Genomic DNA, 12620 nt, shown 5'->3' with positions numbered 1-12620 from the left:
TCTGCTCCTTTTTTGTAGTGGTCTAATTATGTCCCTTGTGGACATATTATGTCCCACTAAAGCCAAAAAAAATCACCCTTGCACAATTTTATTGTAGCAGGAGTGATGAACGAATTCAACTTAAAAGACTTGCCTCGATCTTGGAAAGCGCTTCGTCAATAAAAAGTTCATCAATTTGTCCATATTGGATTTCTTCTCCATTGATTTCAACAACAGGAATCATTAACCCGTATTTCTCAATTAATTGATCGCTTTCTTCAATATCGATCTCTGAATAATTGAATTCCCGTTTATTTTTTAGCTTCATTAAAATATCTTTCGCCTTGTCACATAGATGGCAGCGATTTTTTGTATATAGCTTAACGGTGATGTTCACGTTTATTCTCCTCATTTTTCAGTTTTGCGATTGCTACTCATAACGCTTGCGTTTAGAGGAGGATTGAATCCCTAGCTGATCCCGATACTTAGCAATCGTTCTTCTTGAAACCACAATCCCTTGATTTTTTTCAAGTATATTCACAATTTCCTGATCCGAAAGCGGCTTTTGCTTATCTTCCTCTGAAATCAACTGTGAAATCAGTTCCTTTACCTGTTTGGAGGAGGCATTTTCACTTGTTGTCGTTTGAATCGTACTGGAAAAGAAAGATTTCAATTCATATAGGCCAAAAGGGGTTTGAGCGTACTTCTCCCTAACTGCCCTACTTACTGTAGATTCATGTATTCCTATTTCCTCCGAAATTTCTCTCATCGTCATCGGTTTAAGAAAGGCTGGTCCCTTTATAAAAAAGTCATGCTGCTTCTCAACAATTTTTAGTGTAACATTTTTTAAGGTTTCCTTCCTCTGCTGGAGTGCTTTTGTAAGCCAGAAGTAATCCTGTTGTTTTTCCAGTAGAAAGCGGCTAACCTGGCTGTCTGTGTAAGCGGAAAACTGCTGATAATATTCCTCATTAAAGCTAATTTTTGGGAGCACCTCGTCAAAAATACGAATGCCAAAGGCCTCCCCATTCCATTCTATCATCACATCAGGTGTAATATAAACAGGCTGGTCTTTATGAAATGCTGCGGCCGGCCTTGGATTTAAGGTTTGAATGAAATCAAATACGTGCTGGATCTCTGCTGGTGTAACCTCGAGAAGCTTCCCGAGCTCTTTCCACTTTTTTTCAGCAAAAAGGGTGAAATGCTCGGTAAGAATCCTTTCAGCTAATTCATCCGGACTCTCCATCCTCTTTAGCTGCAAAATCAAGCATTCCTGAAGATTGCGTGCCCCGATGCCAGCAGGCTCAAGTTCTTGAATTAGCGATAATCCCTTCTCCACATTCTCCTTCGAGGTGTTTAAGGTCAGTTGAAGCTCTTCCACACTTGAGCAAAGGTAACCGTTTTCATCAATACGAAAAATAATCTCATCAATCATTGCTCTTTCTTCTTTAGAAAGATTCTTTGTATTGATTTGCGAGTATAAATAGTCTTCTAGATTTATATGTTCGGATCCAATTTGTTCAATCCAGTTATGATTATCCTTCCCGATATTTTTTCCCTTGGAACGATTTTTTCGTGAATCGGCTGCTTGAACATTGCTTGTTTCAATTTTCAATAGGGGATTCTCTATTGCTTTTTCTTCCAAAAAAGAAATAAGCTCTTGGGTCGAATACTGCAAAAGTGCAATGGCCTGTGAAAGCTCCTGTGTCATCGTTAATTTTAAGGTTTGCTGCTGCCATAACCCAGCATTTAGATTCATCTTTTCTCACCCCTTATTGATATTCTACAATATGGGGACGGTTTGGTGAATGAAAATATTCTGGCTTTAATTATTAAGGAGATCGAAAAAGCCTTCTACCGAAAAGATAGAAGACTTTCTAACGCCCTCGTCAGGACTCGAACCCGAATTTCAAGAACCGGAATCTTGCGTGCTATCCGTTGCACCACGAGGGCAAAATTATGATCGCTATGTTACGAGCACGTAACACGCTTATCCATTATAAGTCATGTTCCAAAAGTTTGCAAGGAGGAAAAATAAAGGTTGAAGGATGATTATAGTGTTAAAATCAGTGGATAATGGATATGATGAAGAAGGGCTTAAAAGCAATGTAAAAAGTTCTCGATGTTGAAATCGAATTGTTTGACCTTTTTTGACTATCAGTGTATCATAACTTACATAACCGAAGGAATTTGTTTCAAAACAGCAGTACTTACTTATTTGATAAGGAGGAATAAAAATGAATTTGATCCCTACAGTTATTGAACAGACGAATCGCGGTGAGCGTGCTTATGACATTTACTCTCGACTTCTTAAGGATCGAGTGATTATGCTCGGAAGTGCTATTGACGATAACGTGGCCAACTCCATTGTTGCCCAGCTATTATTCCTAGAGGCGGAGAACCCAGAAAAGGATATCACGCTTTATATTAACAGCCCTGGTGGCAGTATTACAGCTGGAATGGCGATTTATGACACGATGCAGTACATTAAGCCAGATGTATCGACCATTTGTATCGGAATGGCCGCTTCCATGGGAGCATTCCTTCTTGCTGCCGGTGAAAAAGGGAAGCGTTATGCTCTTCCAAACGCTGAGGTCATGATTCACCAGCCGCTAGGTGGTGCTCAAGGTCAAGCAACTGAAATTGAAATTGCTGCAAAGCGCATTCTCTTCCTGCGTGAAAAATTGAATGGCATCTTATCTGAACGTACTGGCCAACCACTTGAGGTCATTGCTAAGGATACGGACCGCGATAACTTTATGACTGCTGAAAGAGCAAAGGAATATGGCTTAGTTGACCATATCATTACCCGCAATCCAGCAGAGAAAAAAGAAAAATAAACCATTTAAAAAACTCGCTAAACTGTTTTTAGCGAGTTTTTTGCTTGATATACGGCTCTATTCTTTCTCTACATATGCCGACAGGGCCTCCAGCGCTTCCTGTTCATCACTGCCCTCAGCAATCAGCTTGATTTCAGCACCTGAATTGATGGCAAGACTCATCAGGCCCATGATGCTTTTGGCATTGACCTTCTTCCCATCCTTTACGATATACACATCCGAGGAAAAGCGGGTCGCTTCCTGGACAAATAAAGCCGCTGGCCGCGCCTGTAATCCTGTTCTTAGCTTCACTTCTACTTGTTTTTCAACCATTCTTCTTCCTCCCAAGATTCTCTACAATTTAACTATTTCACGGGTTCTCCTGCCCTTAGCTTTTCGGCAATTTCATCTATTTTGCGAAGACGATGGTTAATCCCCGATTTGCTAATTTGCCCGCCTGAAACCATTTCGCCCAATTCCTTTAATGTGACATCCTGATAGGCCACACGCAGCTCTGCAATTTCCCTTAATTTTTCAGGTAAAATATCCAACCCTACCGAATCCTTTATGTAGCGAATATTTTCAACCTGTCTAATCGCTGCGCCAATCGTCTTATTTAAATTTGCTGTCTCACAGTTCACAAGACGATTCACCGAATTTCTCATATCGCGAACGATCCGAATATCCTCAAATCGTAAAAGAGCATTATGAGCCCCAATAATATTTAAGTATTCGGTAATCTTTTCTGCCTCTTTCAGATAGGTAATATACCCTTTCTTTCTTTCCAACGTCTTGCTGTTTAGCCCGAACGTATTCATCAGTTCACAAAGAGCATCATTATGCTCCTTGTAAAGAGAAGCTACTTCTAAGTGATAGGAAGACGTTTCAGGGTTATTAACGGAGCCCCCAGCCAGAAAGGAGCCACGAAGATAGGCACGTTTACAGCATTTTTTTTCGACTAAATCCTTGGAGATATCGTGAGCAAAGACAAAGCCCTCTTGGAGAATTTTGAGATCCTCAAGAATTTCCTTTGCTCTTTGAGATAATCTGACAATATATACATTGTTCTTTTTGAGCCGCATTTTCTTTCGAACGAGTAATTCGACCTGAACGTCGTAATATTTCTTAATCAAGGTATAAATTCTTCTCGCAATGGCAGCGTTTTCCGTTTGTATGTCAACAACAAGCTTACGATTGGAAAAGGATAAGGATCCATTCATTCGTATCAGAGCAGATAATTCAGCTTTGCCGCAGCAATCTTTGACCTCTAGGTTTGTTAATTCCTTCTTTGTTTCTGAAGCGAATGACATTTCCTACACCTCCCTCATATTACGCATTATATCTCTTATTGGTTTCATTCCTTAACAAAGTGTAGAGGATATGGGCTACCTCTTTTGTATCATGGCGAATGACCCCATTTTCCAAATGCATAATTTCTCCTTGTACCACCTCTAAACCAAGTTCATACAATTGGTTTAGGTCAAAGTGAACAGGCCTCGCCAATTCCTCACTATAACGGCTTAGAATATCCTCTGGAATATTCTCGCTGTTCACCAAAATGGTATCGATAAAGGCACATTTTAAATGGGCGTATAGAGCCTTCACATGGTCGCTCGCAGTGAAGTCTAGCGTCTCTCCCGCCTGGGTCATGAGATTGCATACATACACCTTTTTTGCCTGTGCACGACAAATCTCCTGGCCCAATTTCGGCACAAGCAGATTTGGTAATATGCTCGTGTATAGGCTCCCTGGTCCAATAATAATCAAATCTGCTTGCCGGATGGCATGAATCGTTTCAGGTAAAGGATTCGCAATTTCAGGAGTTAAAAATACTCTCTTAATCTTTTTTCCTGAATAAGGGATTTTTGACTCCCCGGACACGATAGTGCCATCCTCCATCTCCGCATGGAGCACAACGCTTTCACTGGCTGCTGGTAATACTTTTCCATTTACATTCAGAACCTTGCTCATTTCCTGAATGGCATGCATAAAGTTCCCAGTAATCGAGGTCATTGCTGCAAGGATCAGGTTGCCTAAGGAATGTCCGGAAAGCTCACTTGCTGTCTTAAAACGATGCTGAAACATTTCTTCAATTAAGGGTTCGACATCAGATAGGGCTGCTAACACGTTGCGAATATCTCCTGGAGGAGGAATGTCCATTTCATCCCTTAAACGTCCAGAGCTTCCTCCATCATCGGCGACAGTCACGACAGCTGTGATATCAAGAGGGTATTTTTTTAATCCCCTCAACAAAACTGGCAGACCTGTACCACCTCCGATTATAACTATTTTTGGCTGTCCGCTTTTGGTCATGATGATTTTTCCTTTCTCCTTTCAATATCGCGATGGGTGATATTGGTGTGATAATCCTTTGCAAAATAGTTCCCAATGTACTCTGTTAGCGCGACAGACCTGTGCTGGCCACCCGTACATCCGATCGCAATAACGAGCTGTGATTTGCCCTCTCGTTTATAATGAGGAAGCATAAAGCTTAACAGTTCAATTACTTTTTCCAGGAACTTGTTCGTCTCGTTCCATTTTAATACATAATTATAGACATCCTCATCCAATCCTGTCTGGGGTCTCATATGTTCGATATAATAGGGATTCGGAAGAAAGCGAACATCAAACACTAAATCAGCATCAATCGGCAGACCGTGTTTAAAGCCAAAGGACATGACATTCACCGTAAAAGTAGATTTCTTGTTCACTGAAAACTCCGTGATGATTCTCTCTCGCAGTTCTTTTGGCTTTAGCTTTGAGGTATTATAAATAATTTGTGCTCTTCCCTTTAGTTCTTCCAAAAGTTCCCGTTCTAACTGAATGCCTTCAAGCGGCAAGCCAGACTTAGCTAGAGGATGGGAACGACGCGTTTCCTTGTATCTTCTAACCAATGTTGAATCATCTGCATCTAAGAATAGGATTTGCGGGGTCACCCATGAAGTTTCCGCTAAGTCATCGAGCGCTTTGAAGAGATGATCAAAAAACTCCCGCCCTCTTAAATCCATCACTAGGGCAACTTTATTCATTTTATTCCCTGAATCCTTCATCAGTTCGAGAAACTTTGGCAAGAGGGTAGGAGGTAAGTTATCCACACAGAAAAACCCTAAGTCTTCAAAGCTTTGGATGGCCACTGTCTTCCCCGCACCTGACATACCTGTTATGATGACCATTTGTATATCGTCTACAGCTCCAGTGCTCATTATTGATTCCTCCTTGCTCTCATTTCAGGAGCCCCTTTTTATATAAGTTGAGCCCACATTAGCTCGGGTCTAAACGGTACTGAAGAAGCTTAAAGTCTTCCGTATAGGTAAAGGTTCCGTAAATAATCCCTTTTCCTTGAACCATGTAATCTAGAATATGATAATCTCCTTCTGCCATGGGGAGATTCTTTATCTCTTCAATCGAATGCCAAGCAATTTTTCCTTCGTCTGATTCATCAAGGTTGATGCCATCTGCCTCGGTAGCAAAAAAGGTAAACATCATCCATTCGGACAACACTTTGTCTCCGTCCTTCATAATAAAGGTGAATACACCCTTCAGATTGGGATTTCTTAAATAAATCCCTGTTTCCTCTCGGTATTCACGAATACACGAATCCCGAACCGATTCCCCTGGCTCCATTTTTCCGCCAGGTGCTACCCACCAGCCTCGCTTTGGTTTTTGCAATAGCAAAACCTTGTTATCCTTCATTAATAAGCAATTCGTTACCCGTTGCACACAATTCACCTCAATGTCAACAAACTAGACATTATTTAAAAACGACTATATCCAATTAATTATACTATTTTTGGGAGGGGGTCACAATGAATAGGGTTACCTGGTTATTTTTAACGAAGGCTCTTTTATCAAGGATAGTTTCATACGATCGCCGTTTTGAAATAACCTTTATGTTGCTTTACAAAAAAAGAGCACAGGTCTCCCTGTGCCGTCCAAGTCTATATATTTTAAAAGGGGGTCAATTTCTACTCTTATCATAACGGATTTTTATTTCACTTCTGTTACAGAAGAGTTAAAACGCAATGACTTTTTGTTAAGCTTTTCCGCTAATGGTAAATTATTTGACACCAAAAAGGAAAGCCGTACCTTAGAGTACGACTCTTCTTAAGCTTTTGCTTTTAAAGTTTCCTGTAATTCTTCCACGTAATGCTGCGCACTTTGGGCTGCAATGCTTCCGTCTCCGGTAGCCGTTACAATTTGGCGAAGCATTTTCTCGCGAATGTCTCCAGCTGCAAAAATGCCCGGCACCTTTGTTTCCATTCGTTCATTTGTTTCAATATAGCCATTTTCGTTCGTAATTCCAAGGTTTTCAAATGGTTTTGAAAGTGGAAGCATTCCGATATAAATGAAGACACCGTCTGTTTTGAACTCCTGCTCTTCTCCGTTCACTGTCGACACTAGAGTCACACTTCCAACCTTTCCGTCCTTGTCGTTAATTTCCTTCACCGTATGATTCCAGATGAAATCAATTTTTTCATTATCGAAGGCACGTTGTTGAAGGATTTTCTGGGCCCGAAGCTCATCACGACGATGTACAATGGTCACCTTAGAAGCAAAGCGTGTTAAATAAACTCCTTCTTCAACAGCACTGTCTCCTCCGCCGACAACAACGAGCTCTTTACCTTTAAAGAACGCCCCGTCACAGACTGCACAGTAGGAAACACCGCGTCCACCTAGTTCTTTTTCACCTGGGACACCGATCTTTTTATATTCAGCTCCCGCCGCGATAATCACCGCACGAGCCTTGTATTCCTTCGAACCAGCGATAACGGTTTTGTATTCTTCTCCATCGATGACCTCTTTAATGTCGCCATATGCGTATTCGGCACCGAACTTTTTCGCATGCTCAAACATTTTCGTTGATAGGTCAGGTCCTAGAATATGATCATATCCTGGATAGTTCTCTACTTCCTCTGTGTTGGCCATTTGGCCACCAGGAATTCCCCGTTCAATCATCAGTGTAGAAAGATTGGCACGGGATGTATATACCGCAGCTGTCATCCCCGCAGGACCAGCTCCAACGATGATGACATCATAAATTTTTTCTTCAGACATGTTACCCCACTCCTTCCTCATCAAATACTAATGAATACTATTCCCCAACTACTCATATCCTATAAAACAATAGTCATATAGTCCAAGTATTTGCTCACAATAATAATATTTGGGTACATTTCTAGCCATTTTTAGGATTGGGTTTGTTGGCTACAGTCGCAGAAGAGACAAACCTATTTTTCCTTCCAAGGCTCCTGCCCTTCTTTTTCCGGATTTAATTGAATGACCCTTTGCCAGCTTTTTTCTGCCGTTTGCTGTCTGCCGGTATGGTAAGCAGAGGAGGCGAGCCAATAATAAAATGCTCCATCTCCTTCAAAGCCTTGTTTGTAAAGCTTTTTAAGCCAGGAATAGGCCATCTCATATTCTCCCAATAGAGCAAAGGTTGTGCCGAGCTTAAATTGATGCTCGACAGATAAAGGCATAATCTTTAAAAGGACTTCCTTTAGAGTCTTGACTGTCTTCCAGTCCTTTTCGTAAAAGGCGAAAATCACCTTATTGCAAAGGGCATGAAGATTGCCTGGATTTTTTTCGAGAACCTCATCCAGGAGTTCGTCCGCTTTCGCATACTCACCTAAATAATAGTAAGCTAATGCTAAATTATTGTAGGCCGACCAATACTCTGGAAAATCCTTAATGACCCCCTCAAGAAGCTCGACTGCATCTGGAAAATCACCAGATTCTAGAAGCTCTCTTGCTTCCTCCTGGCGCGAAATTAGATCATCGTCCTCATACAGATCAACTTCTAAATCCTCCGCCTCAAGGGTTAACAAATCAAGAAGATCCTCCGCATCCTCGATAAACTCTCCATCCGTTTCAAGCTGCATATAGAGCTCCGCATGATGATACGCATCCTTAAACAATCCAAGATGTGCATAATTGTTAGCGAGGAAATAATGGCATTCCACCATATCCTCATCCCATTCCTCGAGAATGGTGTGAAGCAGGTGATTCGCTTCCTTATACTGTCCATTTTCAGACAAAACGATAGCCAGCTGACAGGCAATCATCGGTTCGCCTGGCTCGAGCTGCATCGCACGCTTCAAATACTTCATTGCTTTATGATAATCCCGACGCTGGTAAGCCTTTAAACCCTTTGTAAAATAATACTCACCAGTCGGGGTAAATGATAATAACATCCCTGTTCGATTCTTTGTTGCTTTAGAGTCTTTACTCATGAAATCCTCCATCATCTCAAGATATACCCAAGAAGTATACCACAAATCCCCCTTGATTAATAGGTACCTATTAGCCGGTACCAGGTACCGCCGGTGGACATTTCTGCAAATTTGTCCATCCAGGGTGGACACTTACTGCAAATAAAAAGCACCTGAATGGTTCAGGTACTATTTTTTTGTGTCATGGGATTGGTGACGCTTGTTTAATACTTTAAGTACATCAGAGAATGGTAGCTTTTGCTCCTCAAGCAGCACGAGCAGATGATACAAAAGATCCGCTGCCTCCCATTTGAGTTCCTCGGTATCACGATTTTTTGCCGCAATGATGACTTCAGAGGCCTCTTCGCCGACCTTTTTCAAGATTTTATCGACACCTTTTTCGAATAAGTAGGTCGTGTAGGCCCCTTGTGGCCGCTCTTTCTCACGCTCTTTAATCACCCGTTGAAGCGAATGCAAAATTTGATACTCAGCTAAAGTTGAAGTTTCACGAGCATCATCATATAACCGTTCATCGAAACAGCTCTTGGTCCCAAGATGGCAGGCGGGCCCAGAAGGAACCACGAGAACAACAAGGGCATCCTTGTCACAGTCGAACTTGATGTCTGTAATTCTTTGCGTGTTCCCGCTTGTTTCGCCTTTATGCCAAAGCTCCTGACGAGACCGGCTAAAAAACCAGGTTTCTCCTGTTTCAAGAGATTTTTCTAGCGACTCCTTGTTCATATAGGCAAGGGTCAGTACCTCAAAAGTGCCCGCATCCTGCACAATCGTAGGTATCAAACCCTTCTCATCAAATTTCAAATCATCGATATTCATCGGACATTCACACCTTTGTTCTTCAAATAGGCCTTCACTTCAGCAACGGATGTTTCTTTATAGTGAAAAATAGAGGCAGCAAGAGCTGCATCTGCCTTTCCTTCTAAAAACGCCTCGACAAAATGCTCAGCATTTCCAGCTCCACCTGATGCGATCACTGGAACGGACACCGCTTCACTGACTGCTTTTGTTAGAGCTAGGTCAAAGCCATTCTTCTCCCCATCCCGATCCATGCTTGTTAATAAAATCTCTCCGGCTCCTAGTCGGACCGCTTCCTTCGCCCAATCAATCACTTCATATTGCGTGGCTGTTTTTCCCCCGTGGGTATAGACCCTCCATGATCCAAGCTCCTCATCATACTTAGCGTCGATGGCGACCACCATACACTGGGCACCAAAAAAACTAGACCCTTCCGCAATTAACTCAGGCTTGTTAACCGCTGCGGTATTCAACGAAACCTTATCAGCCCCTGCGCGCAGAATCCGTTTCATATCCTCCAGGGAGTTAATTCCCCCACCAACGGTAAAGGGAATGGCAAGCTCTGAGGCCACCGCCTTGACGACCTCCACCATGGTTTTTCTCCCCTCCACAGAAGCGGAGATATCAAGAAATACAAGCTCATCTGCTCCTTGCTGATCATAAAAACGAGCAAGTTCGACCGGGTCTCCCGCATCACGCAGCTCAACAAACTGAACTCCTTTGACAACCCGACCATCCTTTACATCTAGACAAGGGATAATACGTTTTGTTAACATTCTACTTCCCCACCTCTAACAAAGCTTCCCGAACCGTAAATCTTTTCTCGTAGATGGCCTTTCCTACAATTGCCCCGCGAACGCCACTGGATTCGAGCTTCTTTAATGCGGCCAAATCAGCGAGCTCGCTTACTCCTCCAGAAGCGATCACTTCTTTCCCGGTTACTAACGCCATTTCCGCAATCGCATCAAGATTCGGCCCTGACAGCATTCCATCCGTTGCGATATCGGTAAAAATAAACGTTTCTGCACCCGCAACAGCGAAGCGTTTTCCGAGTTCGATGGCTTTGATTTCGGACGTGTTCAGCCAGCCATGTGTGGCCACAAAGCCGTTTTTCGCATCGATGCCAATGGCGATTTGCTTTCCATATTTTTTGATCATTTCGCTTGCAAAGCCTGGATTCGTAATGGCGATGCTACCGATAATGACGCGGTCCACACCATTTTCTAAGTAATGATAAATATCCGCTTCCGTTCGGATTCCTCCACCGATTTGGACCTTCACGTCCAATTTCTGCGCTGCCTCCAGAACAAAGGAATCATTCACACGTTTCCCGTCCTTAGCCCCGTCTAAATCAACCATATGGATCCATACCGCCCCTTCATCAGTAAATTTTTGCGCCATGTGAAAAGGGGAATCCCCGTATACGGTCTCTTTATCATAATTTCCTTGAAGAAGCCTAACGCACTGCCCACCCCGCATATCAATGGCAGGATAAATGGTAAATGTCACGTGATCGCCTCCTTTCGTTTGTGAGCTTTATAAAATTGAAGAGAAGCTGCATGCCAAGCTCTCCACTTTTTTCCGGATGAAATTGCATTCCGTATATCTGGTTTTGTCCAACAATGGCGGGTACGTCAACCCCATATCGGCTACTTGCAATCACAGCATCGCTTGATTCCGTCTTCACATAATAGGAATGGACGAAGTAAACATGTTCTTCCTTGATTTTTGATAGGATTTCATCTCGATTGGCAAATCGGAGTCTGTTCCATCCCATATGCGGTACTTTAAGCCCATCTCTAGGAAAACGGATCACTTTCCCAGGTAGAAGCCCCAACCCTTTTGTTTGCCCATTTTCCTCACTTTTCTCAAATAAGAGCTGCATCCCGAGGCAAATGCCGAGTAATGGTTTCTCTGTTTGCACAAACTCTCTTATCATCCCTGCCAGGCCCGTCTGATTGAGACGTACCATCGCATCCTTGAAGGAGCCAACCCCTGGTAAAATAAGGGCGTCTGCTTGGAAAAGCTCATCTATTTTTTCAGAGATAAAATACTCCGCTCCCAATCTTTCAAGTGCTTTACTGACACTGAATAAATTTCCCATCCCGTAATCAATAATGCCAATCATCTATAACATCCCCTTCGTCGAAGGGATTCCTTTGATTCGTGGATCAATCGTTGTTGCTTCATCAAGTGCACGACCTAACGCTTTAAAAATCGCCTCAATGATGTGATGCGTATTTTTTCCATAATGGACGATGATGTGCAAATTCATCCTGGCTTCTAAAGCAAGCTTCCAGAGAAATTCATGAACAAGCTCGGTGTCGAAATCGCCAACCTTCTGACTCGGAAACTCGGCCCGAATTTCAAGATGGGGACGATTGCTTAAATCCACGACCACCTGCGCCAGTGCTTCATCCATTGGGACGAAGGCATTTCCATAGCGCTTGATGCCTTTTTTGTCCCCTAACGCTTCCTTTAACACCTGTCCCAGACAGATGCCGATATCCTCTGTCGTATGATGAGCATCTATCTCCGTGTCCCCATTTGCAGTAATGTTTAAGTCAAACTGTCCATGCTTGGCAAATAGATCGAGCATATGGGTCATAAAGGGGACACCTGTTTCAAGCGTCGCCTTCCCCTCTCCATCAATATTCAGCGCTAACTCAATATTCGTTTCATTCGTTTTCCTTGCAATCCTTGAGGTCCTATTCATCTTCTTCATCCTCCCACAATAAGGAAATATATTTACTGTCCACTCCACACGGACATTTTCACCCATTTGTCCACGGGCGGTACCAGG

Annotated in this window: 14 protein-coding genes, 1 tRNA gene and 1 pseudogene; 1 reads left to right on the top strand and 15 read right to left on the bottom strand. The window is 42.7% G+C overall.

The genetic code is table 11. The features are described from left to right. Positions 1-115: 115 nt before the first annotated feature. The 3 genes from J2S07_RS16715 to J2S07_RS16705 form a co-directional block, all read right to left on the bottom strand. Positions 116-376, bottom strand: a complete 261-nt coding sequence (locus J2S07_RS16715; RefSeq protein WP_307151547.1) for a glutaredoxin family protein — start codon at positions 374-376, stop codon at positions 116-118. Positions 377-409: 33 nt separating this feature from the next. Next, positions 410-1735, bottom strand: a complete 1326-nt coding sequence (gene rpoN, locus J2S07_RS16710) for an RNA polymerase factor sigma-54 (RefSeq protein WP_307151546.1) — start codon at positions 1733-1735, stop codon at positions 410-412. A 122-nt stretch (positions 1736-1857) separates the two neighbouring features. Then, positions 1858-1929 (bottom strand) — tRNA-Arg (locus J2S07_RS16705). Between the two features lie 284 nt (positions 1930-2213). Between J2S07_RS16705 and clpP the strand changes: the two genes are divergently transcribed. Continuing rightward, positions 2214-2816: an ATP-dependent Clp endopeptidase proteolytic subunit ClpP gene (gene clpP / locus J2S07_RS16700; RefSeq protein WP_307151545.1), complete on the top strand. Its 603-nt coding sequence runs from the start codon at positions 2214-2216 to the stop codon at positions 2814-2816. 57 nt (positions 2817-2873) lie between these two features. Here the strand turns inward: clpP and J2S07_RS16695 are convergent, their stop codons facing one another. From J2S07_RS16695 to hisB, 12 genes and pseudogenes are all read right to left on the bottom strand, one after another. Beyond that, positions 2874-3128 (bottom strand): HPr family phosphocarrier protein, encoded by a 255-nt coding sequence (locus J2S07_RS16695; RefSeq protein ID WP_307151544.1) that lies wholly within the window; start codon positions 3126-3128, stop codon positions 2874-2876. Between the two features lie 32 nt (positions 3129-3160). Next, entirely contained in the window at positions 3161-4105 is a 945-nt protein-coding gene (gene whiA / locus J2S07_RS16690; protein WP_307151543.1) for a DNA-binding protein WhiA, read from the bottom strand. A 19-nt stretch (positions 4106-4124) separates the two neighbouring features. Next, complete coding sequence (gene mgfK, locus J2S07_RS16685; RefSeq protein ID WP_307151542.1) at positions 4125-5108, bottom strand: gluconeogenesis morphogenetic factor MgfK; 984 nt, start codon at positions 5106-5108, stop codon at positions 4125-4127. Continuing rightward, positions 5105-5998, bottom strand: a complete 894-nt coding sequence (gene rapZ, locus J2S07_RS16680) for an RNase adapter RapZ (RefSeq protein WP_307151541.1) — start codon at positions 5996-5998, stop codon at positions 5105-5107. The genes mgfK and rapZ overlap by 4 nt, the downstream gene beginning before the upstream one ends. Positions 5999-6056: 58 nt before the next feature. After that, entirely contained in the window at positions 6057-6515 is a 459-nt protein-coding gene (locus tag J2S07_RS16675) for an NUDIX hydrolase (RefSeq protein WP_307151540.1), read from the bottom strand. A gap of 384 nt (positions 6516-6899) precedes the next feature. After that, entirely contained in the window at positions 6900-7850 is a 951-nt protein-coding gene (gene trxB / locus J2S07_RS16670) for a thioredoxin-disulfide reductase (RefSeq protein WP_307151539.1), read from the bottom strand. A 176-nt stretch (positions 7851-8026) separates the two neighbouring features. Further along, a pseudogene (locus J2S07_RS16665) lies at positions 8027-9025 on the bottom strand (tetratricopeptide repeat protein); the annotation flags it as partial. Between the two features lie 168 nt (positions 9026-9193). Then, positions 9194-9838, bottom strand: coding sequence for a bifunctional phosphoribosyl-AMP cyclohydrolase/phosphoribosyl-ATP diphosphatase HisIE (hisIE, locus tag J2S07_RS16660; RefSeq protein ID WP_307151538.1), 645 nt, complete (start codon positions 9836-9838; stop codon positions 9194-9196). Beyond that, on the bottom strand, positions 9835-10593 hold the full coding sequence (gene hisF / locus J2S07_RS16655) for an imidazole glycerol phosphate synthase subunit HisF (RefSeq protein WP_307151537.1): 759 nt from the start codon (positions 10591-10593) through the stop codon (positions 9835-9837). Before hisF ends, hisIE begins: the two co-directional genes overlap by 4 nt. A gap of 1 nt (position 10594) precedes the next feature. Continuing rightward, positions 10595-11326 (bottom strand): 1-(5-phosphoribosyl)-5-[(5-phosphoribosylamino)methylideneamino]imidazole-4-carboxamide isomerase, encoded by a 732-nt coding sequence (gene hisA, locus J2S07_RS16650; protein WP_307151536.1) that lies wholly within the window; start codon positions 11324-11326, stop codon positions 10595-10597. Next, complete coding sequence (gene hisH / locus J2S07_RS16645; RefSeq protein ID WP_307151535.1) at positions 11298-11945, bottom strand: imidazole glycerol phosphate synthase subunit HisH; 648 nt, start codon at positions 11943-11945, stop codon at positions 11298-11300. Before hisH ends, hisA begins: the two co-directional genes overlap by 29 nt. Then, positions 11946-12533: an imidazoleglycerol-phosphate dehydratase HisB gene (gene hisB, locus J2S07_RS16640; RefSeq protein WP_307151534.1), complete on the bottom strand. Its 588-nt coding sequence runs from the start codon at positions 12531-12533 to the stop codon at positions 11946-11948. Positions 12534-12620: the final 87 nt, after the last annotated feature.

The organism is Anoxybacillus andreesenii, assembly GCF_030813005.1.
GTDB lineage: Bacteria > Bacillota > Bacilli > Bacillales > Cytobacillaceae > Robertmurraya > Robertmurraya andreesenii.
The sequence above is the reverse complement of the archived record's forward strand: the minus strand, read 5'-3'. Positions and strand labels throughout refer to the sequence as shown.